The sequence below is a fragment of the Mycobacterium sp. 29Ha genome (assembly GCF_032883055.1).
GTDB lineage: Bacteria > Actinomycetota > Actinomycetes > Mycobacteriales > Mycobacteriaceae > Mycobacterium > Mycobacterium gallinarum.
Genome location: NZ_JAMQTI010000005.1, coordinates 193,963 through 216,208 on the forward strand (window position 1 = coordinate 193,963; position 22,246 = coordinate 216,208).

Sequence of the window (22,246 nt, forward strand, 5' to 3'; positions counted from 1 at the left end):
CGTTCCTCGGTGGCGCTCGTCATCACTCCGCATCCGCGTCCCCGGAGGTGTCCCCGGCGCCGCCGGGCCTGCCGCCCGTCGCCACCTTGGCGATATTCCTTGTGACGTCGCCGACGTTGCCTGCGAAGGATCGAACGGAGCTGCGGATCTGCTGCCGGGTGTCGCTGATCGCGTCCCGTATCGAGCCGGGGCGTGGCGACCCGACGCCTGTGGTGGATCCGCCACTGCCGGTCGACGGGTGCATGGTTCCCCGCCAGATGTTCAACTGTGGACGCTGCGTCTGCGGGACGTCCTCGGTCGCGAGCGGGGGGACCGAGACGGCATTCCCGGAGGTGTCACTCGGCGGCGGTGTGGGCGACGCTGTCCTCTCGGCAGCGTCGACAGCCCGCTTCTCCGTGTTCTGTTCGGGCAGCGGGTTCGCGGCGAGCGGGGTGGCCAGATTGCCGGCGCTGCCCCCGACCGCGTCGATCGCGTCGAGCACATCGCCCGCATGTTTCAGGGAACTCACGTCGGTGAGACTGCTCAGGCTGATTGGCCCGATGATTTGTTCAAGGAGATCGGCAAGCAGGGCCGCGGGATTGGCGCGTTGTGACGGTGGCGGATTGTTGAGACCCGGGATCCCGCCGTAGAAGAACGCGTCCTCGATCCCGCCGCTCAACGCGCGTGCGAAGTCCCCAGGCACCGCTTCCCATTCGATGTTCTCCGGGAAGCTGAAGAACGGCATGGCTTCCCCGCCGTTTCCGCCGAAGTTGTCACCGAAGTCGCGCTGGTAGTCGTCGCGGAAGTCGTCTGGATCGTCGCCGTACTGAACGACGTTGGTGTACCCGAGATTTCCCAGCATGGCGATCGCGGGCTCGACAGCGTCCGCGAACGGGTTGGTGATGGTCTGGCCACTGAGGACGCTCAATAGGTCGGTCGGGTAGCGGAAGGGTTCGAGCATGGGCTGCGCGCCGTTCTCGATTGTGTAGTACTGGTTGAGCGACTCGTACTGGTCGGCCAGCTCAGGGCCGTTGGGGATCTCGATATCGATGCCCGGGAACATGTCACCCAGCAAGCTGGTCAGAACGGGGTCGAGCGTGAGGATGGATTCCTCCCTCGACAGGTCGATATTCGGCAGTGCGCCGGGAAGATCGACGGTCAGACCTTCGCCGATGATCGCGGATCCGAAATTCCCGACCAGATTGGCCACCAACGGATTCAGGGTCTGCAGCCCGACGCCCTCGAGATCGGAGCCGCGCAGGATGTACGTCGGGAAGACCAACGCTGCCGCGTTGTTGAGCAGGGTGACTGGGTTGGGCCACGCCGCGAAGTCGGACAGCGGGTCGTTCTGTAAACCGACATCGACCTTGACGGGCACCAGCACTGCGTTGCCGTCCGTTTGTACATCGAAATCATTAGTTGCGGTGTCGATCCCAAACCTCTCGAAAAGGAACGCGAACCGTGCCGCGACGCCGCCGTCGTTGCGACCGGGATTGAGCACGAGCAGCATCGGCACGATTGTGACGCTCGATCCCGGCTCGGCGTTGGGACCCGTCCCGCCCGGTTGATTCGGTAGGTCGGCCTCGACTTGCGGGTAGGCCATTCCGGTGGCGAGCGCACCGAGGCCGAACGCGATGACCATCGGAATGCGGAGACTGACCAGATCGAGATCGAGGCTGCCCGTGATCGTCTCGGGCGGACAGATTCTGGTGTCTGTGCATTTCGGGTCGTACGCGGGGTTGGGGACCGTCACGGGGATGTCCAAATCGCCGCCAGGGAGATAGGACGTGCCGTTGATCTCGTCGGCGATTCGCGACGGCAGTGCTGGGACCCAGAACGGGTCGTCGCCGAAGATGCTCAGCAGTCCGAATGGCGATCCGGTCGTAATGACGTTGATCCCTGGGATCTCGGGGATCGAGTCTGTCGGAGAAGGCGTGTCGAGCAATGCTGCGGACGCCGGAGGCGCGAGGCCCAGTGTCATCGCGGTCGCGGTCACCGCGGCGCCACCCACCATCGAGGCCTTCTTGGCGAACGGATAGGCCCGCTTCGATCTGTGCTTAGCCATTGCCAGTGTTCCTCGCGTCAGATGCTTCGCTGCAAAGTGCTCGGAACGTAACAGTCAGAAGTGCTGTTGGCAAACTTTTGCGGCCTGTCGTAAGACATTGAACCCAGGCGTCGATAAGACGGCTTACATAGATAGCTGTCATCTATAGGAGTGGTGTCCCATTTGCGGGACTAGCAGCCTGTACTGCATTGACATGCGAATCACGCGTGGACGGCGCGTTCGATGGAAATTGCTGACCGTCTCCACGATGGGCCGACGACAAATAGTCGCGCCGTGCCCAGGACGTGACTCCGCTAATTACAATCCAGCCTCTGATCGGGATCGTTCGCCGCGCTGCAGCTCTTCGCTGCCGAAGGCGGACTTACTTGACGGTGACGCGCTCAGCGATGTTTGCGCATTTCTAAACTGCCAATTAAATATTGGCGATTATCTGTGTATTTCTGTGCTCGAGATGTCTATTGCTTGGTCCCGTGTCAGCATTGGCCCATGGGGGCAGTTGAGACTATTGGGGTAGTTGGTGCGGTGATGGCTGCGGCAGTATTGCTGCAGGGTGCTCCGCCACCGTTCGCGCAGGCGGCGGCGTGTCCCGACGCGAAGGTGATATTCGCCCGCGGTACCACGGAGCAGCCCGGCGTCGGCCCGACCGGGGATGCATTCGTCAACTCGTTGCAATCCCAGGTCGCCGGCAAGTCGGTCGACGTGTATCCGGTGAACTACCCGGCCACGACTGACTTTCGAACTGCTGTCGACGGCATCAGCGATGCGCGCGCGAACATTCTCGCCACGGCTGCGACGTGTCCGGACACCAAGATGGTGCTCGGCGGGTTCTCCCAAGGGGCGGCCGTGATGGGTTTTGTCACCGCGAACGTTGTGCCCGACGGGGTTTCGGCTGAGACAGTGCCTACGCCGATGCCGCTCGACGTGGCCGACCACGTCGCCGCGGTCGCGCTGTTCGGAAAGCCCTCGGCGCGATTCATGCGGGCGATCAACGACCCGCAGATCGTTATCGGCCCAAGCTACGTCGACAAGACCATCGACCTGTGCGTCGAGGACGACCTCGTATGCGACCCTGACGGCAAGAGCTTCGGCATCCACAGCCGCTACGCCGACGTGGGTATGGCCACCGAGGGAGCGACATTGGTCGCCCACAAGCTCCAGACGCTTTGGGCGGCCGATGCTGCGACAGAAGCGGCGGCTACCGCTGATCCGGCTGAACCCGAATCGCCCGAGCAGCTGTCGGCGCCCATCGCAGATGACATGCCGCCAGCTCATGCCGGAGTCTCGACGCCCGGGCCCATCGGACCGCTGCCCGGGCCCGCTCCGACGGTATCGGTGTCACCGGACCAGTCCCATCTGGCGCCTTAATGCCGCATCTTCTACCCGGCGTCGAAACCGGCTCCGCCGCAATAGTTCTCGTCCTACGACGTAGCGGGCGCCGTCCGGATCAGAAGGTCAGTAGCCAGGCGTGACCACGTCTGCGAGCTCCTGCTCAGGCTGTTGTGGCGGAGGGTTCGCGGGCATGTTGGGTCCTGAATTCGCCGGGGGCTGGATCGCGCACTCCGAGCCGCTCACCCCGGCCGGGCAGGCACTCGAAGCCGCGTTGCCGGCAGGGGCGGCGGCGGGATTGCCGCCTGGGGAGTTGGGGACGAGATAAGGAACGCACTGCCCGGTGTAGGCGTCTCCCTCTTCGCCGCTCGAACATTGGCCGAGGTACGTGGATTGGCTGGCGGGTGCGACGAGGACCGCCGCGACCAGCGGTGCCGCCGCCACTGCCGCGATGCCGCCTGAGATGGTCAGTCGTCGCGTGAATCGGTGGGTGGCGCCCATGGTTCTCCCCGCTTTCAGTGGTTTTGTGAATTCATCCCTGATCACGACATTACCGCGCATCAACACGACAATTTCGATTACGGGGCAGGTCCGTTGCGTGTCGGGACGGAATATCGAAGCCGCCATGACGTTGAACGGCTCGTGACCGATGAAGCGAAGCTGAGCCCCACCGATTGGGTGCGCGAACAGACCGAACGCATTCTGGAGCAGGGCACCACCGATGGCGTCGAGATCCTCGACCGCCCGGTCGTCCTGTTCACCACGACTGGAGCGAAGACCGGCGCCAAGCGCTATGTGCCGCTGATGCGTGTCGAAGAGGGTGGCAAGTACGCCATGGTCGCGTCGAAGGGTGGCGATCCGAAACACCCGTTCTGGTACTTCAACGTCAAGGCGCACCCTGAGGTGACGGTCCAGGACGGCGACAAGGTTTCGACGATGACCGCACGCGAACTCGAGGGTGCCGAACGCGAGCACTGGTGGAAGCTGGCCGTCGAGGCCTACCCGCCGTACGCCGAATACCAGACCAAGACGTCGCGGCAGATCCCGGTTTTCGTCGTCGAGTGATCAGCTCGGCGTCAAAGCGGTGAGGTTCTGGGCTACCTCGCCCTGCCAAATTTCGTTGGCATGCGTGGTGTCCACCTCGATCTCGAAGCGGTCGGTCATGTCGGGTGTCACGTCGGCCGCGTCGACGTAGAACTGCTCGTACCACCGCCGGTGCTGATACACCGCGCCGTCCTCTTCGGTCAGCAGCGGGTTCTCGATGCGCGTCTTGTGCTTCCAGATTTCGACATCCTGGAGAAAGCCCTCACCGAATGAACGGCTCATCGCCGCAGCCAGTTTGGTCGCTTTGTCGGCGGGTAGTCCCGGCACCGCCTGCACGGCGACACCCCACTGCAGCACGAACGAGTTGTGTGTCACCGGGTAGTGGCAGTTGATCAACGCCACCTCGATGGTGAAGTCCGGCGCGACGTCGTTGTGCAGCCAGTTGATCATGTACGCCGGGCCGAAGTACGTCGCCTCGGAACGGAGTTTGGTTCCCTCCCAAAGATTCTCGTAGTTCTTGGTGTAGTCCGGGCGAGCTTTGGATTCCATGAATTGCGACGCCGTGTGTCCCTCGATGACGTTCTTGAAGTACGTGGGGTAGGCGTGGTGGATGTAGAAGAAGTGCGCCATGTCGACGTTGTTGTCGACGATTTCGCGGCAGTGCGACCCTTCGATGTGAATCGAATTCCACGACCACGGCGACCACAACCCGTCGTCGTAGCCGTCGATCGTCGGCGGGAAGAGCTCCGCCGGCGGCGTCGAACCCTCGGGGTCATGCCAGACCAGCAGCTGGCCGTTGACCTCGCCCGTCAGCCAGCGCCTGGTCCGGGCCAGCCGCGGCGTGCGCTTCGCGTACGGCACCAGCTTGCACTTTCCGTCCCCGCCCCAGCGCCAGTCGTGGAACGGGCACGCCACCTCATCGCCCTTGATGGTGCCCTGCGACAGGTCGCCACCCATGTGCCTGCAGTAGCCATCAAGAACTTTGAGTGCACCTTCGCTATCCGCGAATACGACGAGACGGGTGCCGAATGCGTTGATGCCGTGAGGCTTTCCGTCACGGAAGTCCTCGGCCAATCCGACGCAGTGCCAGCCGCGGGCGAACCGTTGCATGGGCGTGCCCGCGTCGATCTCACGAATCTCGTGCGTCGGGGTCATGGAGTCACCTCTCCGGAACTGTCGGCCGACACCAATTTAAGCACATTCGCTTAATCGCAGTCCAGTTCTTATGATCTATCGAATGAACCGTGGTGAACGCGCCAGGGCCGACATTCTGGACGCGGCCGAACGGCTGATCGCCGAGCGCGGCATCCAAGTGCCGTTGCGAGACATCGCGGTGGCGGCGGGGCAGCGAAACAACTCCGCGGTCAACTATCACTTCCGGAATCGCCAGGACCTCATCGATGCGATCGTTCGGCGCCGGCTCGAGCCGATGGAGCGGGAGCGCGCGCAGATGGTCGATGAGTTGGAGGGTGACGCCCGCGATGACGTCCGGGCGTGGTTGCGGATCATGGTGCTTCCATTCGTCGGCGTCGGCAGCCCGTACTACGCCAGGTTTCTGCAGGCGGCATCGATGCACCTGCGCGCCGACGTCGACGAGTCCCAGGGGCCGGTGTGGCCGAGGGTCCTCGAACGGCTGGCCAAGGCCATTCCGACCGTCGATCGTGCGGCGCGTGCGCGACGAGTCAAAGCAATTGCCACGACCATGTTCACCCTTCTTGCCGAGCGAGAGCGTGCGGCTCAGGCCGGTGAGGATGCCGCAACAGCAGAGGAGATCGTCGCCATGCTGGCCGCGATGCTGACTGCGCCGATGCCGGCGGATGTGGCAAGTGCGGGGGCCTCGTCGGGTTAGGTCCCCGCACTTGCTGATGAAAGATTGCGCGGCGGTTCTTGGAAATTTCTTGGAAGCTCCACGACTACCGCGGCTTGGTGGTCGTCGGCGCCGGCGGTGACGTGATGTCGGGCGGCTGCACCGCATCGCCCATGGTGTAGATGTTCTCCGGGCTGATGATCTCGGTGATGGCCTTGGCCACCTGCGTGCTCGGCTCCTGCCCGTTGGAGGCGATGTCGGTGTTGGTGAAGATCACCAGCGACGTCTGCTTTTGCGGCAGGTAGACCGAGACGGTCTGATAGCCGGGCAGGCTGCCGTTGTGTCCGATCCAGCCGCCCAGCTTGAATAGCCCGACGCCATATCCGTCTTCGGCCGGCATCCCCGGGGTGGTGACGGTCTGCAGGCGCTGCGCCTGCATCTCCGGCGTCAACAGCTTTCCGGTCGCCAGTGCGGGCGCCCAGATGTGCATGTCATCGAGGGTCGAGATCATCGCGCCCGCGGCCCACGCCCAGGACGGGTTCCAGTCGGTGGCCACCACTTCCGAATTGTCCGGGTCCTGAGTGGTGTAACCCTGCGCGTGCGGATCAGGGAACGCGTTGGTCGTCGGAAAGCTGGTGTGGCTCATGCCCAATGGGGTCGTGATGTGGTCGCGGATGTAGTCCGGCAATGACTGTCCGCTGACCTTCTCCACGACCAGACCCAACAGGACGGTGTTGGTGTTGCAGTACAGAAAGCCCTCGCCGGGTGAGAACTTCACGGGTTCGGCGAACGCGTAGTCGAGAAGTTCCTGCGGCGTGAAGTTCCGGTACGGGTCGGCGAACAGCGCCTGCTGGAAGTCGACTGAATCCGAGAAGTTCGCCAAGCCGCTCTGCATCCGCGCCAGTTGTCGCAGCGTGATCTTGTCGCCCTCGGGCACTCCGTCGACGAACTCGGCGATGGGATCGTCGAGCCCGAGCTTGCCCTGATCGGCCAGCTGTAGGACGCCGGTGACAGTGAAAGTCTTTGTCTGGCTCCCGATTCGGTGATAAAAGTCCGTCTGCATCGGTGCGCCGCCGGCCCGGTCGGCGACGCCGAACGCGCGGACGTATTCACCGTCCGGGCCCCAGATTCCGACAATCGAGCCGGGCACCCCGGTCTGGTCCATCGCCTTGGTGATGGCGTCATCGAGCCGCTGTGCCACAGCGGCGTCCACCTGCTTAGCGGCGGGTGGATCCGGCGTCTCGGTGGTCGCCCCGTCCTGCGATGCCGAGTCCTGGCCGCATCCGGCGACGAACATCAGCGCGGCAGTCAACGCGAGAACGCCGCACCGTCGAAACACCATTGCCGCCATCCCTTGATCCCATCCGTCGAAGTACGCGTTGGCCGAGCATCACCTTAGGTCGCATTCGACCTACGCGGCGCCGCAACGATGCGCGTCCCGATCTGCGAAACTGACCTTCAATCGACGGGGTTTGTTCGCAGAAGGAGGATGCACGGGCGTGCAACGGCGCGGATCGATCCTCGTCTGTCTGACCGCCGTCGTGGCCGGCGTGGCCATCGGCTTCATCGGCGGAGCCTTCCGCTGGTGCCTGGAGACCGCGGACCGGTCACGCGTCGAACTCGTCGATTGGGCACATGGGCTGCCGGGTCCGGGATGGCTGGTGCCCATCGCTTTTGCGGCGCTCGGTGCGACGCTCGCCGCGCTGATCGTGCGGTGGGTACCCCTGGCCGCCGGCAGCGGAATTCAGCACGTGGAAGCCGTCTATCGGGGTGAGGCCGAGCCGCCGCTGATTCTGCTTCTGCCGGCGAAGTTCATCGGCGGCGTGCTGTCGATGGGGGCCGGCCTGGTGCTGGGCCGCGAAGGTCCGACGGTCCACATGGGGGCGGCGATCGGCGCGGAATCGGCGCGGCGGGCCCGGCTTTCGGATGCCGACGTCCGGATGATGCAGACCGCCGTGGGCGGAGCCGGGCTCGCGGTCGCGTTCAACGCGCCCGTCGGAGGCACGATGTTCGCGCTCGAAGAGGTCACGAAATCGTTCCGGCTGCAGACGGTGCTGGCCACCTTGTTCGCGGCCGCCTCGGCGGTCGGATGCATGCGCCTCATGCTCGGGAACGAACCGGACTTCCATGTCGAAGCGCTCGCGGCGCCGGCCCTGGCGTGGCTGCCGCTGTTCGTGGTTTTCGGTCTGCTCACGGGATGTCTGGGCGCCGGGTACAACCGGCTGTTGCTGTGGTTCCTCGACCGCGTCGGGGGCGTCCGGCGCATTCCGGCGGTCGCCAAGGCTGCTCTGATCGGCGCCGTCATCGGGATGGCGATGTTCATCTATCCGGAGTCCGTCGGTGGCGGCGACAGCCTGACGCAGTTGATTCTGAGCGGGCAGAGCATTGTCTTCCCGGTCGTACTCGGACTGCTGCTGGTGCGTCTCGTCGCGGGCCCGCTCTCGTATTCGGCAGCCGTGCCGGGCGGTCTGTTCGCGCCGCTGCTGGCGGTCGGTGCGCTGTGGGGACTGCTGTTCGTCGGCGTCTTCGGCGCCGTATGGCCCGGCGACACGAGCGGCCTGGCCGTCCCGATGGCGCTGGTCGGCATGGCAGCGTTCTTCGGCGCGACGGTGCGCGCCCCCGTTACGGCCGTGGTGCTCGTCATGGAAATGACGGCGACGACGGCTGTGGGCATCCCGATGCTCGCGGCCACCGCCGCCGCGGTTCTCGTCGCGGAGCTGACGAAATCGCCACCGATATACGACTCGCTGCGAGAGCGGATGTCACCCGATTTGCGCCGCTGATCCTGCCAATCAGAGGGCTATATTCGGAGACCGTGGCCGACTACGTTCAGCGCACGATCGACATCGCTCGAAACAACGTCACCGCCGGCGGCAGACCGTTCGCCACCGTGATCGTCAGGGATGGCGAGATCCTCGCCGAGAGCCCGAATCTCGTCGCGCAAAGCCACGACCCCACCGCACATGCCGAGATCCTGGCCATCCGTGACGCATGTGTGCGTCTCGGTACTGAGCACTTGGTCGGCGCCACCATCTACGTCTTGGCGCATCCGTGCCCGATGTGCCTCGGCGCGTTGTACTACTGCTCGCCCGACGAAGTGGTCTTTCTGACCACCCGCGACGCCTACGAACCGCACTACGTCGACGACCGCAAAATACTTCGAGCTCGACACGTTCTATCCGGAGTTCGCCAAGTCGTGGGAGCAGCGTCGTCTCCCGATGCGCTACGAGCCGCGGGAGGATGCCGTCGACGTTTACCGGCTCTGGCAGCACCGCAACGGCGGCGACCGTCGCGTGTCCGGCGCGCCGCGTTCGCAGCCCTGAATCGACGAACCAGTCAATTTCCGGTCGTCGCGTCGCCACAAGCACGGCCAGAGCAGGCAAGTTGCAGGTCCCGACCCCACGTCCTATATCCTGTGCCCTGACCAGGACAAGCAATGTCCGCCGATGCTTCGGTGTGATTTACTCGCTAGCCTGCGGCGCGGGTTCAGACTGCAGCCTCGCGAGATAAGCTCCGACCGCATCTGCCGGTCGCGTAACAAGAGGTGAGGCTTGGAAGAACAGCTTTGCACGGAGAAGTGGGTCGACCGGGTGGCGATTGTCGCCGCCTCGGGCGAACTCGACATGCTCACGGCACCCCAGCTGAGGGACGCTGTCCAGTCCGCGCTGGCGCAAAACCCCGCCGGATTGATCGTCGACCTCACCAACGTCGACTTCCTCGGCTCGGCCGGCATGCAGGTGCTGATGGAGGCGCACAACCAGACGGGCGGGACGGAGACGCGGTTCGCCGTGGTCGCCGACGGGTCAGCCACGAGCAGGCCGCTGAAGATCACCGGCATCGCCGACCTGATTGATCTGTTCTCCTCACTGGACGATGCTGTGGAGAACCTCACTGAATGACTGAGCGCCCAGCGGGGTATCCGTTGGGCATCATGACCGATCAGATTTTTGCTACGAGCGCTGCGGACTCTGAGTTCGTCCGAGTCGACAACGCCGATGCACTCACCGTGGCCAGGATGCGGCGCGAGTTGTCGCAGTGGCTGCGGACTCATCTCACGCTAGACCCCGACCGGCTCAACGATGTCTTGCTGGCGGTGAACGAGGCGTTGACCAACGCGGCCGAATTCGCCTACCGAGGCCAGCAGGGCACGATGACTCTGCAGGTCCGCTACGACGGCGCGCGGGGCACATTGCTTGTTGACGTCTCGGATCGCGGGACCTGGCGGCACGTGGATCCCGAAAGCCAGCCGAACACCAGGGGGCGCGGCATCCCGTTGATGCGCGCCCTGTCCGACCAGACCACGATTTCCCCGATGCCGGACGGCACCCACGTGCAGATGCAGTTCGGCGATTGCGCCGCAGGCGTCGCTCCGCAGGTCTACGCGCAGGCTTGAAAGCGCTGGTCCAGCGAACACGGTTTCCGGGCTTTCCGGACCGCGACAAGTGTCGGTTCGGAGCCAGTGGGAGCGTTGACGAGATCTCGGCCGAGTTTGCTGTCGTGTCCTGCTGTGATTTACCGCTCAATTTCCGTTTGAAAACTAAGAAGTCGTTACCGGTGCAAACTATCCAGATCGGCACATGAGAGTTGCCGAGCAAGCATTATGGCTGTTTAAAGCCACGATTGTGATAGCCAAGGAGATATAACGAGTGGATAACGAATAGTTTCCTAAGCGGTGTCTGAGAGGTTTCCGCGCATTGTCATCGACCGCCATTTGCGCCGCTCCGAAGCATTGATTTTGATCGCTAGACTCAACACAGATCGCGCCCCAGTGGGACGCATGAAGACGTGAAACGACAGCCGGAGCTCGTCAAACCGGCGGAGGTACCGATATTTATGGCTAACTTTTTGATGCCCAAGAACGCTCCTGTGGCAGATGTGACGGACGGGACCCACCTGAGCGCGGATGTCACCCAGGTGAGTGCGGTCGACGTCCAGCGTGGCGCCATCGCGGACATCGCCGCCACGGACGACGGCACCATCGTGGCCACCCACCACGCCGACGACACCGTGTCGCTGCTGCGTGCGGGCACCCTGGCCGTGGCCGGCGTCGTCGAGGTGCCGGGTGAGCCGTTCGCGGTCGTCGTCGCCGACGGCCGGGCCTACGTCAGCACCTCCTCGTCGAGCTGCGACGCCATCACCGTGGTCGACACTGTCACGCGAACCGTGGTCGCCACGTACTCAATGGCCTTCACCGTCACGGCTCTCGCCGCCAGCCCGGACGGCAAGCGCGTGTACGCGGCCCGCACCGGTGACGGTGCCGCCGACGTTGTGGTCGTCGACACGACGGCCGAGCGGGTGAGCACCATTGACATCGCGACCGGCGCCGGTATCGGCATCGATGCTCTTCAGGTCGATCCGGCGGGTAAGCGCCTGTACGTTGCCACCACCGATGATCGCGGCAGCGCGCTCGTCGTGGTGGATGCCGAAACCGCGCGGGTTCGGGGCACGGTGTCGATCGGATCACCGATCCGCGATATCGCCATCGCCGACCGTGTCGCCTATGTCCTGACCTCCGACCGCATCAGCGGCGGGACGGTCAAGGTGGTCGACCTGACCAACGGCCGCATCACCGGCATGGCCGAACTGGGCATCGGTGCTCCGACGCAGATGACCGTCAGCGCGGACAAGACCCGTGCGTACATCGTCGACTACGACAACGTCACGGTGCTGTGCACCCTCACGCTCAAGATCGTCAACAAGGTGAAGCTCGATGCTCGGCCATCTTGTGTCGCAGTGGATTCCGACGCGGGTCGGCTGTACGTGGCCGACTATGCGGGCGCAGTGACCGGGTTGTCCGTCGAGGCGGCCAAGCCGCTGCTCTACTCGCAGTTCGTGGCGACCGATCCCGTCTACGTGCCTCAGGCTGTTGACCTTGAGCCGGTTACCGTCTGATCGGCGCGGTCAGCGCCACTGGTAGCGGGTCTTGGGGCGGCCGGCCTTTCCGTAATCGGTCTGCCGGGTGACGGTGCCCTCGTCCGCCAACCTTTCGAGGTAGCGCCAGGCGGTCACCCGCGACACACCGACCTGCTTGGCCACTGCGTCCGCGGTGATGCCGTCGGCGGAATCCCTTACGGCACGGGCGATGTCGTCGTTGGTCCCAGGAGCGGCGCCCTTCGGCGACACAGCTCGATCGCTCACCCGTAGTTCGGCGAGGGCGCGGTCGACCTCGGCCTGGCTGGCGGCATCGGTACCAGCGGGCAGGGCCTCGCGGTAGCGGCAGTAGCGATCCAGCCGGTCACGAAACGCTGCGAACGTGAACGGCTTCAACAGGTACGCCAGAGCGCCCTGGCCGACCGCCGCGCGAACCATCTCCAGGTCGCGCTCCGAGGTGATCGCGATGATGTCGGGTATCGGCCGCAGCCCGGACAATCCCGATGCCAGGGCGATCCCGCTCGCGTCGGGCAGGCCGAGGTCCAACAACACCAGGTCGATCGGTGAGTGGGTGGCCGACGCATCCGACGCCATGCGCATCGCATCGCGGGCGGTGTGCGCGACACCGGCCACCGAGAACCCCTCGAGTCGGCCGAGGTACGTCTGGTGAGCCTCGGCGATCAGCGGTTCGTCCTCGACGATCAGCACGCGGATCATGACACCGTCACCGTCACGACCGACCCATAGGTGATGTCGGTACTCAGCGTGCCGTTGTGGCGTTTGACGATCTGACTGACCAACGCCAGGCCAAGGCCTTGATGGTCTGAGTCACCCTTCGTGGAATATCCGCGCTGCATGGCCTTTTCGAAGGTGGCCGGATCCATTCCCGGTCCGCTGTCGGCGACGCGCAGCGTGAGCGTGTCATCCGCCATGAGCACGGTGACTTCCACCCACGGATCGTCTCGGTCGCAGGCGTCCATCGCGTTGTCGATGAGGTTGCCGACGACGGTGACCATCTCCTGGCCGGTCAACGGTACGTCGTCCGAATTCGACGGCAGGTGAGTGTCTTCGGTGATCGTCAGCTCGATACCGCGCTCGTCGGCCTGTGCGGCCTTGCCCAGGAGCAGGGCCACCAGCGCGGGTTCGCCGACGGCACTGGACAATCTGTCGACGAGCTGTTGGGAGAGCGCGAGCTCCTCGGTGGCGAAACGTACCGCGTCTTCGGGCCGGCCCATCTCGACCATCGTGACGATGGTGTGCAGCTTGTTGGCGGCTTCGTGCGCTTGGGACCGGAGGCTGTCGGTGAGTACCTTCAGCGAGCCGAGTTCGCCCAGTGCGCCCTGCAATTCGGTGCGGTCGCGGATCGTGACGACCTCCGAGGTGTGCGCCTCGTCGACGGGGGAGCGGTTCACCACGAGGACGCGGTCGTCGGTGACGTGCACCTCGTCGCGGGCTCCCGGGTTGTACGTTCGCAGAAACTCCGGCAGCTCGGTGCGGTCGACCGGTCCGGGTGGAAGCGCGAGGAGGCGGCGCGCCTCGTCGTTGACCAGCAAGACACCGCTGCGATCCATCACGATCAGCCCCTCCGAGACCGAATGCAGGATCGCGTCGTGGTGCTCGTACATCAACCGCAGTTCGTCAGGTCGCAGGCCGTGGGTCTGCCGCAACAACCGTTGCCGGATGAACCAGACTCCTGCCAGCGAAATAGCCAGTGCGGCAATGCTCACCGCCGCGATGGTCGGCCACGTCGAGCGCCAGCGATCGGCCAGGCTCGTCTGTAGGATCCCCGCCGACACCAGGCCGACGATCTCGCCCGCTTGGTTGCGCACGGGTGCGACGGCGCGAATCGAGGGACCTAATGTGCCGGTGTAGACCTCGCTGAGCGTTTCGCCGCGCAGCGCGGGTTCGATGGTGCCGATGTACTCGCCGCCGATCTGGGTCGGGTCGGTGTGGGTGAACCTGATCCGATTTGGCGACATGATCGTGATGAATGCGATGTCGGTGTGCCTGCGGACGGCTTCGGTGACGGGCTGAAGAATCTCAGTGGCCCTTCCGGATTCGATGGCAGCCGCCGTCGACGGGGAGTCGGCGAGGGAGGTGGCGATACCGAGGACCTGCTGGCGCGCGGCTTCGTCCGCGTCATTGCGGGCGTCGAGCACCGCCAGCGCGCTCCCTGCGAGTACCACCACCGCGACCACGATGATTTGCAATGCGATCGCCTGAGACGCCAGTGACCACGACCGCGAGCGGTCGATCGGGCGGGGCCGCGAGCGGCCGATCGGGCGGGATCGCGCGCGGGTCAAGCGCGGAGTTCCTCTGCCGCAACCGCGAGTATGGCGTCGCTCTCACCCACGGCGATGAAGTGCCCGGCGCCGTCGACGGGATGCCACACCGAACCCGGCATCGCATCGGCGACCGCCCTGTTGATGGGATCGGGAACGAGCTTGTCGTCGAGCCCCTGCCATATGTGAACGGGCCGTTCGATCGCGGCGACATCGAAAGCCCAACGGCGGTAGAGCAGTTCGGCGTCGCGGACAAGTCCGTCAGAGCCGTGCGCGAAGCATTCCGCGCAGGTTTCGCCGAACGCCTTGCCGATGTCGGGACGGAGGAGGAGCTGCTGGTCGTAGTCGTTGAGCGTGCCGCGGACCTGTTTGACGAATGAGGGCGGGAAGCGCTTGGCGGTCAAGCCGAGTGCGGCGTACATCAACCGGAAGCCGGGCGTGAAGCGCAGGGCGAGTGTTCCGCCGAGCGCATCGATCTTCGAAAGGTATTGCGCCGCTGAGTTGTCGCCGAACGCACCATAGCTCCCGGGCGCGATACTGCTGACGTGCAGTAGCCGGTCGGGGTCGATGTAGGCGGCCGCGGCGAGTGCCCATGGGCCGCCCTCCGACCAGCCTGTCACGCCGAATTCCCGGTATCCCAACGCGTCGGCAACGGTGACGATGTCGTCGGCCCACCCGGAGTAGGTGCGGGTCTTCTGGGGGCTGGACTGACCCTGGCCAGGCCGATCGACACCCACCAACCGGATGCGGCTCTTGGTTGCCGACTCCGCGAGCATCAGGACCTCGAGCCGACTGCTGGGGCCGCCGTGGTTATGGATGACGAGTGGTCCAGCGGGGTCGCCGACTTCGAGATATGAGAGCCGACGACCGTCTGCGGTCGTGACGTGAGCAGCGGTTTCGACGGCCACGTTCGTGAACATACCGAACTAAATGAACTAAAGCGTGACCTGTCTCACGTCGTCCTCGAGTCTGACTGCAGATCACATTCACCGACTTGGAGGTAGCAATGGCCATCCTTGAGCGTCCGTCATCGGCAGCCGAACCGCCGGACAAACCACGCCGCGATCGCACCCACTGGTTGTACATCGCCGTCATCGTCGCGGTGTTCGCCGGTGTCGCCGTCGGCATCCTGGCGCCAGGCGTAGGCAAGAGCGTCGGCGTCTTGGGGACCATGTTCGTCGATCTCATCAAAATGATGATCGCGCCGGTCATCTTCTGCACGATCGTGCTGGGTATCGGCTCGGTGCGCAAGGCCGCGACCGTCGGCAAGGTCGGCGGTCTGGCGTTCATCTACTTCCTCGTCATGTCCACCTTCGCACTCGCCATCGGCCTCGTGGTCGGCAATCTGCTGCATCCCGGCACGGGCATGCACCTCACCGAAGGTGCCTCGGGCAAGGGCGCCGAACTCGCCGAAACGGCCCACGAGGCAGGCGGTCTCATGGACTTCGTCAAGGGCATCATCCCGGAGACGCTGTTCTCGTCGCTGACCGCGGGCAGCGTCCTGCAGGCGCTGTTCGTCGCATTGCTCGTCGGGTTCGCGCTGCAGGCCATGGGTACGACGGGTGAGCCGATCCTGCGCGGCATCGAATCCCTGCAGAAGCTGGTGTTCAAGGTCCTCGTGATGATCCTGTGGCTCGCGCCTATCGGCGCGTTCGGCGCGATCGCCAACGTCGTCGGCCAGACCGGGTGGACTGCGGTGACCCAACTGCTCGGCCTGATGCTCGGCTTCTACGTGACCTGCCTGGTGTTCGTCTTCGGTGTGCTGGGCACCATCCTGCGAGTCGTCTCCGGGGTGTCGATCTTCAAGCTGGTGCGCTACCTGGCACGTGAATACCTGCTGATCGTGTCGACCTCATCGTCGGAGTCCGCATTGCCGCGCCTCATCGCCAAGATGGAGCACCTGGGCGTCGACCGCAGCACCGTCGGCGTCGTCGTACCCACCGGCTACTCGTTCAACCTGGACGGCACCGCGATCTACCTGACGATGGCGTCGCTGTTCATCGCGGGTGCGCTCGGCGACCCGCTGTCGCTGCCCGAACAGATCGGGCTGCTGGTGTTCATGATCGTCGCGTCCAAGGGCGCCGCCGGTGTCACCGGTGCCGGCCTGGCCACCCTCGCAGGCGGCCTGCAGAGCCACCGTCCCGACCTGCTCGACGGCGTCGGTCTGATCGTCGGCATCGACCGGTTCATGTCCGAGGCCCGCGCGGTGACCAACTTCTCCGGCAACGCCGTCGCGACGGTTCTCGTCGGCTCGTGGACCAAGACCATCGACAAGGACCGGGTGAATTCGGTCCTGCGCGGCGAGGATCCGTTCGACGAGTTGACGATGGTCGACGATGACCATTCCACCCGCGAGTCCACCCGCGAGGAACGCGTTCCCGCCCCCGCCTGATAGCTGACCGAAAGACCCGGCCGAGTCCCCGCGGCCGGGTCTTTCTCTGTCGCTGAAACTTTTTCGAGATTGCTTTGAACCTCATTCGCGGGTGTCCCGTCGTACCGCGTGAAGGCCACCGGGCCTACACAACGACGAAGGGAGACGCAAACATGCGCTCAACACTATTGATAATGACCGGAATTGCCGCGGCGGCGTGCGGAATCATCCTTGCGCCCGCAGCCATCTCGTCGGCTCAGGAGTCGGCTCAGCTCACGATTGCGAATCTCGAGGCGCAGGGATTCGACGTGAAGATCAACCGGATCGGCAGCGCACCGCTGAACCAGTGCGTCGTGACCGACATCCGAAATGCAAGGAATCGAACCGAATTGGTGCGCCGGGGCGATGACCTGATCGAGGTGGTCGCCGAACGCAACATCACCGTCACCGCCGATTGCTCGCGGCGCTGACGCCCCTATGCGAAACCCGGCCGGGATCCGGCCGGGTTTCCATTTGCCGTCGATCAGCGCGAGCAGTCCAGCGACACCGAGATCGGCTGGCTGATCACCTGCGGGAACAGCACGCCGTCGGTGTTGCCGCCGAGGAGCGGCACCAACTGGGTGAACTGCTGCGGATTGCGGACGCTCGTGACCACGCAATCCGACAGCGGTGCCGTGCCGATCTTGTCGATCGTCACGTTGTAACCCTTGTCCTGCAGGTCCTGGATCGTCTCCTGCGCTGATTTACCCTCGTCGGCCGACGCGATGCCGGCTGACGCCAGCGCGCACACACCGAGGACACCGGCAGCGAGGATCAATGTTGTCCGCACCCGCCAAGTATCCCCCATTCAGCGCTCGGCGCGCTGGTATGCGGTCACAACGGCTGCGCCGCCCAGGCCGATGTTGTGTTGCAGAGCGGCGGTGACGTTGTCCACCTGGCGCCTGTCGGCGGTACCTCGCAGCTGCCAGGTGAGCTCGGCGCACTGCGCCAGACCCGTGGCACCGAGCGGATGCCCCTTGGAGATCAGGCCGCCCGACGGGTTGACGACCCAGCGCCCGCCGTAGGTGGTGTCGTTGTTGTCGATCAGCTTGGGCGCCTCGCCCTCACCGCACAGTCCCAGTGCCTCATACAGCAGCAGCTCGTTGGCCGAGAAGCAGTCGTGCAGCTCGATCACCTGGAAGTCTTCAGCGCCGAGGCCGGACTGGTCGTAAACCTGCCGTGCGGCTTGGACATTCATGTCGTAGCCGATGACGTTGCGGGCGCTGCCATCGAATGTGGAGTCGAAGTCGGTGGTCATGGCCTGGCCAACGATCTCCACGGCTTGCGAAGCCAGCCCGTGCTTGTCGACGAACGCCTCGCTGGCGAGGATCGCCGCACCCGAGCCGTCGGAGGTCGGCGAGCACTGCAGCTTGGTCACCGGATCGGAGATCATCTTCGCGGCCAGGATGTCGTCGAGGGTGTATTCCTCCTGGAACTGCGCATACGGATTGTTGACCGAGTGCTTGTGGTTCTTGTAGCCGATCTTTGCGAAATGCTCTGCGGTGGTGCCGTACTGGCGCATGTGCTCACGGCCCGCGGCGGCGAACATCCACGGCGCGACCGGGAACGCGAACTCGTCGATCTCGGCCAGCGCCTTGATGTGACGGCCGAGCGGTGACTCGCGATCCTCGGCACCGCCCTGCAACGACCCGGGCTGCATCTTCTCGAAGCCCAGCGCGATGGTGCAGTCGGCGAGACCGCCGCGAATCGTCTGTGCGGCAAGGAACAACGCGGTGGAACCCGTCGAACAGTTGTTGTTCACGTTGACGATCGGGATGCCCGTCATGCCGAGCTCGTAGAGCGCCCGGTTGCCTGACGTCGAGTCGCCCGAGCAGTAGCCGACGAAGCCCTGCTGCACCTCGGTGAAGTCGATGCCGGCGTCTTCGAGCGCCTTGGTACCGGATTCTCGGGCCATGTCCGGATAGTCCCAGCCTTCGCGACGACCTGGCTTTTCGAACTTCGTCATTCCGACGCCGACGACGAAAACTTTGTTTGGCATGCGACGACAGAAACATACGACGGGGAAACTGTCTAGCCCGACTAGGCGAAGAGGGCGCTGTGCTCGGGGCAGAAGTTGTCAACGGCGGAGACGACGAAGGTCGCGACCTGATCGGTGGTCAGGTCGGTCGCGCCCATGATCTCCATGCCGAGGTCGACGGGGTCGGCGCCGTCGTCGAGCGCGACGCAGACATCGTGTCCGGCAGAGATTGCGCCCCGCGTGCTGTCGTAGGCGATGCCCTCGGCGGTGATATCGGCCAGGAAGTTGTCGTCGGCCGAACTCAACGCTGCCGCGGTGCCTGCGGAGGCGAATGCGGCCAGCCCCAACGCACCCGCGACGAACGCGGTGCCTGCGAACTTGGTGACTCCGTTGCGAGTGAACATGAGGACTCCTGATGTCGGTGTCGTTCCGGTTGTTTCCGGGTCGACATCAGAGTCGGACAGCCGCCTTGACGGATTCTTGCCAGATTCTTGGAGCGCGGAGAACCTGCGAATCAGCGCGTCAGGCGAACTTCAGCCACCAGTCGTGCAGATCGGCCATGTTGGGGCCCTGCGCATCACCGATCAGAAGGTTGGTGTTGAAGGTCCAGGTGATGTCCTGGTTGCCGTTGAAGATGCCGCAGGCGATCCGACCCTCGACCTTGTCCGGCGTTTCGGTGAAATGCCATGTCGTCGGTGAATCGGCGTTGCTGTTCGGGCACGGCATCAGTTCCGAATTCGCCGCGACCGAGTCGTCGAACGCCCTGTCGAGCGCCGCCTGGTCGGCGAACAACGAATACCGAGCGTTCTCGGGGCCACCCTGCGGGGAGGCCTTTCCGCAGTCCACCGTGGCCAGTGCGCCCGTCGCAGGCGGGCTCACCGGCTCGCACACGCCCGCGTCGTAGCCGCGCGGCAAGACCGACATGAGCTTCGACTCGAACGAGTTCGGATCCGGCGTCGGCGTCGGTGTCCGCGACGTCCTGGTCCGCTCGGAGGTCTGGGCCGTGGCCGTTGTGGTGTCGTCGGTGGGGATCGGCTTGTCGTCGTCGGGTCGCGTGCCGAGGTAGATGCCCACTGCGCCGAGGATCAGCACCAACACCGCGCCTGCGGCCGCAATCGGAATCCACGGAACCTTTGAGCCGCCCGACGGTGGCTGCTGTGCGCCAGGCGTCTGGTGAAGCGGACCGGACGGTGGCGGCGGGGACGTCGCCCACATCGGTCCGCTCGGCGGCCCGCCCGTCGGTGGGGGACCGGAGTGGAACGCCGCGGGCTGCGGGCCGGACTGCGGCGGCGGGGGCTGCGTCGAGTAGGGCGGCGGCTGATGTGGTGGTTGCGACGAGTACATCCGCGGTTGGGACGGCGGAGGTGGCGGCGGCACCGGCCGGGTCGCGGCCTCGCTGCGCTGCAGAATCGTGGCGGCCTGATCCTGCTCCCGGTGGGTGAGCGCATCGGTCGCCGCCGCCGCCAGGTCACCGGCGCTGGCGTAGCGATCCTCGGGTTTCTTCGCCATCCCGCGGCCGATCACCTCATCGAACTTCGGCGGAATCCCCGGGCGCTGCACGCTTGGGCGCGGCGTCGGGTTCATCAGGTGCGCGGTGATGATGGTGCCCACGCTGTCGCCGGAATACGGTTGCGCCCCGGTCAGGCATTCGTGCAGCACGCACGCGAGCGCGTACACGTCGGCGCGGTAGGTGACGTCGTCGCTGGTGAAGCGCTCCGGTGCCATATACGCGTAGGTGCCGACCGCGGTACCCAACTGGGTGAGCTTCTCGTCGGTCACGGCGTTGGCGATGCCGAAATCGACCAGGTATGCGAAGTCCTCACGGTTGAGGATGATGTTCTCGGGCTTCACGTCGCGGTGGGTGATCCCCGCTTCGTGGGCGGCGTCGAGCGCCGATGCGATCTGGCGCACGATCGCCACCGACCGCGCCGGCGTCATGGGTCCGTAGCCCTTCAGCACCTTGCGCAAGTCGGTGCCGTCGATCATGCGCATGTCGACGAACAGGAATCCGTCGACCTCGCCGTAGTCGTGAATCGGTACGACGTGCGGCTCCTGCAGCCGACCGGCGGCGTGCGCCTCGCGCTGCAGCCGCTTACGGAACACCGGATCCGTCGACGCCGACTCGGGCAACAGTTTCAGCGCGACGATGCGGTCCTTGACCGTGTCCTCGGCTTCGTAGACCTCGCCCATGCCGCCCTTGCCCAGCAGACGGCGCAACTTGTATGGGCCGATCTGGGAACCAACGCGAGACCCCTGCTCGGAATCGCTCATCGGTTTCTCCTCAGATATGAATTGCTGGCAAAGACACCCTAATTCCTCGCTAGGCCGGGCGCGGCTCGATCTCGAACGTGAACTCGTGATCGCAGATGCGGATCGTGTCGCCGTCGCCCAGGGTCGCGGTGCCCCGGATTCGCTCTCCCCGCACGTCGATGCCGTTTGCCGAGCGCATATCGGTGATCACGAAGCTGGTTCCGGTGTCGATGATCACCGCATGGTGGCGGCTGACATTGTTGTCGTCGAGCACGATGTCGTTGTCCGATAGCCGCCCGATCCGGGTCGCCGTCGCCGTCAGGCGATACGCGCGCCCAGCCGCCGAGCGCAAGGTCGCCAGCGCCGCCGTCGCATTGACCGCCGTCCGCATGTCGATGTCGTTGACCTGGTGCACGGCTGTCGTCTTCGCGGCCTGCTTCACGTCCAGCGGCTCCTGCCGGAGGATCTTCTCGTGCAGCGCACGCACCGTCGGCCCGGGGTCGATGCCCAGGTCTTCGGCCAGGGTGGTCTTCAGCCGCTGGTAGGCGTCCAGCGCCTCGGACTGGCGTTCGGCCGCATAGAAGGCGGTGATCAGCTGCGCCCACAGCGGCTCGCGGTACGGATACTCGACCGTGAGGCTCTCCAGCTCGGAGATGACGGCATAGGCACGCCCGCAAGCGATTTCGGCTCCAGCCCGCGCGGTGTGCGCCTCGACCTTGTCCTCGGTGAGCGCGGTCGCGAACACATCGACGAACTGAAAGGTGCGCAGGTCGTCGAGGACCGGTCCGCGCCATTCGGCCAGGGCATCGGTCAGGTGCCTGCTGGCTTCCTCGAAACGGCCGGCCGCCGCGGCGTGCACTCCGGCCGCCTTCTCGACCACGAATCGGCCGATGTCGCAGTCCGCGTCGGCGGCGTTCAGCCGATAGCCCGGCGGCGCGTTGACCAACACCTGCTTCGGGTCCGCGCCCGCGGTGCTGACCAGCTTGCGCAAATTCGAGATGTAGGAGTGCAGGCTGGCCCTGGCCTCCGCCGGCGGTCCCTCTTCCCATGCGGCGGTGATCAGGGAATCGGTGGACACCGGGCGGTTCCGATTCATGACGAGCATCGCGAGCACGGCACGCAGCTTCGGCGTGCCCAGCGTCACCGGCGCAGCGTTGACCGTCATCTGGAGTGGCCCCAGGACGCCAAAGCCGATCTTGACCGAACCCATCACCGAAGTTCTATCGCGAACCGG

The 22,246-nt window shown here is 65.0% G+C and carries 21 protein-coding genes and 1 pseudogene; 10 read left to right on the plus strand and 12 right to left on the minus strand.

Features of this window, described 5'->3' with window-relative positions; translation table 11 throughout:
- Positions 1 to 22: 22 nt before the first annotated feature.
- The gene (locus M1248_RS08765) at positions 23 to 2,044 is read right to left on the minus strand and encodes a hypothetical protein (RefSeq protein WP_163730447.1); all 2,022 of its coding nucleotides are present in this window, start codon (positions 2,042 to 2,044) and stop codon (positions 23 to 25) included.
- 486 nt (positions 2,045 to 2,530) lie between these two features.
- Between M1248_RS08765 and M1248_RS08770 the strand changes: the two genes are divergently transcribed.
- Positions 2,531 to 3,409, plus strand: coding sequence for a cutinase family protein (locus tag M1248_RS08770; protein ID WP_317148108.1), 879 nt, complete (start codon positions 2,531 to 2,533; stop codon positions 3,407 to 3,409).
- Positions 3,410 to 3,496: 87 nt separating this feature from the next.
- Here the strand turns inward: M1248_RS08770 and M1248_RS08775 are convergent, their stop codons facing one another.
- Positions 3,497 to 3,871, minus strand: coding sequence for a hypothetical protein (locus M1248_RS08775; RefSeq protein WP_163730445.1), 375 nt, complete (start codon positions 3,869 to 3,871; stop codon positions 3,497 to 3,499).
- A gap of 141 nt (positions 3,872 to 4,012) precedes the next feature.
- On the opposite strand from M1248_RS08775, the gene M1248_RS08780 reads away from it, so the two are divergent.
- Positions 4,013 to 4,435: a nitroreductase family deazaflavin-dependent oxidoreductase gene (locus tag M1248_RS08780; protein WP_163730444.1), complete on the plus strand. Its 423-nt coding sequence runs from the start codon at positions 4,013 to 4,015 to the stop codon at positions 4,433 to 4,435.
- Here M1248_RS08780 and M1248_RS08785 read toward each other — a convergent pair whose 3' ends face one another.
- Positions 4,436 to 5,569, minus strand: a complete 1,134-nt coding sequence (locus tag M1248_RS08785; protein ID WP_163730443.1) for a Rieske 2Fe-2S domain-containing protein — start codon at positions 5,567 to 5,569, stop codon at positions 4,436 to 4,438.
- Positions 5,570 to 5,651: 82 nt separating this feature from the next.
- On the opposite strand from M1248_RS08785, the gene M1248_RS08790 reads away from it, so the two are divergent.
- The gene (locus M1248_RS08790) at positions 5,652 to 6,263 is read left to right on the plus strand and encodes a TetR/AcrR family transcriptional regulator (protein WP_163730442.1); all 612 of its coding nucleotides are present in this window, start codon (positions 5,652 to 5,654) and stop codon (positions 6,261 to 6,263) included.
- Positions 6,264 to 6,327: 64 nt separating this feature from the next.
- On the opposite strand, the gene M1248_RS08795 is transcribed toward M1248_RS08790, so the two are convergent.
- Entirely contained in the window at positions 6,328 to 7,572 is a 1,245-nt protein-coding gene (locus M1248_RS08795) for a serine hydrolase domain-containing protein (RefSeq protein ID WP_163730441.1), read from the minus strand.
- Between the two features lie 148 nt (positions 7,573 to 7,720).
- Between M1248_RS08795 and M1248_RS08800 the strand changes: the two genes are divergently transcribed.
- From M1248_RS08800 to M1248_RS08820, 5 genes and pseudogenes are all read left to right on the plus strand, one after another.
- On the plus strand, positions 7,721 to 9,004 hold the full coding sequence (locus M1248_RS08800; RefSeq protein WP_317148109.1) for a ClC family H(+)/Cl(-) exchange transporter: 1,284 nt from the start codon (positions 7,721 to 7,723) through the stop codon (positions 9,002 to 9,004).
- A gap of 32 nt (positions 9,005 to 9,036) precedes the next feature.
- Positions 9,037 to 9,544 (plus strand): annotated as a pseudogene (locus M1248_RS08805) (nucleoside deaminase).
- 228 nt (positions 9,545 to 9,772) lie between these two features.
- Positions 9,773 to 10,120 (plus strand): STAS domain-containing protein, encoded by a 348-nt coding sequence (locus tag M1248_RS08810; protein ID WP_163687177.1) that lies wholly within the window; start codon positions 9,773 to 9,775, stop codon positions 10,118 to 10,120.
- Positions 10,117 to 10,614 carry an ATP-binding protein gene (locus M1248_RS08815; RefSeq protein WP_232076161.1) on the plus strand — a complete coding sequence of 166 codons (498 nt, stop codon included), beginning with the start codon at positions 10,117 to 10,119 and terminating at the stop codon, positions 10,612 to 10,614. The genes M1248_RS08810 and M1248_RS08815 overlap by 4 nt, the downstream gene beginning before the upstream one ends.
- A 440-nt stretch (positions 10,615 to 11,054) precedes the next feature.
- Entirely contained in the window at positions 11,055 to 12,113 is a 1,059-nt protein-coding gene (locus M1248_RS08820; RefSeq protein WP_410506642.1) for a YncE family protein, read from the plus strand.
- A 9-nt stretch (positions 12,114 to 12,122) separates the two neighbouring features.
- On the opposite strand, the gene M1248_RS08825 is transcribed toward M1248_RS08820, so the two are convergent.
- Genes M1248_RS08825 through M1248_RS08835 form a run of 3 tightly spaced genes read right to left on the minus strand, consistent with a single transcriptional unit; the run spans position 12,123 to position 15,282 of the window.
- Positions 12,123 to 12,809 carry a response regulator gene (locus M1248_RS08825; RefSeq protein ID WP_317148110.1) on the minus strand — a complete coding sequence of 229 codons (687 nt, stop codon included), beginning with the start codon at positions 12,807 to 12,809 and terminating at the stop codon, positions 12,123 to 12,125.
- Entirely contained in the window at positions 12,806 to 14,371 is a 1,566-nt protein-coding gene (locus M1248_RS08830) for a sensor histidine kinase (protein ID WP_317148158.1), read from the minus strand. The genes M1248_RS08825 and M1248_RS08830 overlap by 4 nt, the downstream gene beginning before the upstream one ends.
- A 20-nt stretch (positions 14,372 to 14,391) precedes the next feature.
- Positions 14,392 to 15,282, minus strand: coding sequence for an alpha/beta hydrolase (locus M1248_RS08835; protein ID WP_317148111.1), 891 nt, complete (start codon positions 15,280 to 15,282; stop codon positions 14,392 to 14,394).
- A gap of 98 nt (positions 15,283 to 15,380) precedes the next feature.
- Between M1248_RS08835 and M1248_RS08840 the strand changes: the two genes are divergently transcribed.
- Complete coding sequence (locus tag M1248_RS08840) at positions 15,381 to 16,766, plus strand: cation:dicarboxylate symporter family transporter (RefSeq protein ID WP_317148112.1); 1,386 nt, start codon at positions 15,381 to 15,383, stop codon at positions 16,764 to 16,766.
- A 152-nt stretch (positions 16,767 to 16,918) separates the two neighbouring features.
- Positions 16,919 to 17,215 carry a hypothetical protein gene (locus tag M1248_RS08845; protein ID WP_083126716.1) on the plus strand — a complete coding sequence of 99 codons (297 nt, stop codon included), beginning with the start codon at positions 16,919 to 16,921 and terminating at the stop codon, positions 17,213 to 17,215.
- Between the two features lie 53 nt (positions 17,216 to 17,268).
- Here M1248_RS08845 and M1248_RS08850 read toward each other — a convergent pair whose 3' ends face one another.
- The 5 genes from M1248_RS08850 to M1248_RS08870 form a co-directional block, all read right to left on the minus strand.
- Positions 17,269 to 17,574 carry a hypothetical protein gene (locus M1248_RS08850; RefSeq protein ID WP_174262093.1) on the minus strand — a complete coding sequence of 102 codons (306 nt, stop codon included), beginning with the start codon at positions 17,572 to 17,574 and terminating at the stop codon, positions 17,269 to 17,271.
- A gap of 18 nt (positions 17,575 to 17,592) precedes the next feature.
- Positions 17,593 to 18,783, minus strand: a complete 1,191-nt coding sequence (locus M1248_RS08855) for a lipid-transfer protein (protein WP_317148113.1) — start codon at positions 18,781 to 18,783, stop codon at positions 17,593 to 17,595.
- A gap of 41 nt (positions 18,784 to 18,824) precedes the next feature.
- Positions 18,825 to 19,166: a DUF732 domain-containing protein gene (locus M1248_RS08860; protein ID WP_163730433.1), complete on the minus strand. Its 342-nt coding sequence runs from the start codon at positions 19,164 to 19,166 to the stop codon at positions 18,825 to 18,827.
- Positions 19,167 to 19,284: 118 nt separating this feature from the next.
- Positions 19,285 to 21,033, minus strand: coding sequence for a serine/threonine-protein kinase (locus tag M1248_RS08865; RefSeq protein WP_317148114.1), 1,749 nt, complete (start codon positions 21,031 to 21,033; stop codon positions 19,285 to 19,287).
- A gap of 49 nt (positions 21,034 to 21,082) precedes the next feature.
- Positions 21,083 to 22,222 carry a BTAD domain-containing putative transcriptional regulator gene (locus M1248_RS08870; RefSeq protein WP_163730431.1) on the minus strand — a complete coding sequence of 380 codons (1,140 nt, stop codon included), beginning with the start codon at positions 22,220 to 22,222 and terminating at the stop codon, positions 21,083 to 21,085.
- Positions 22,223 to 22,246 lie beyond the last annotated feature (24 nt).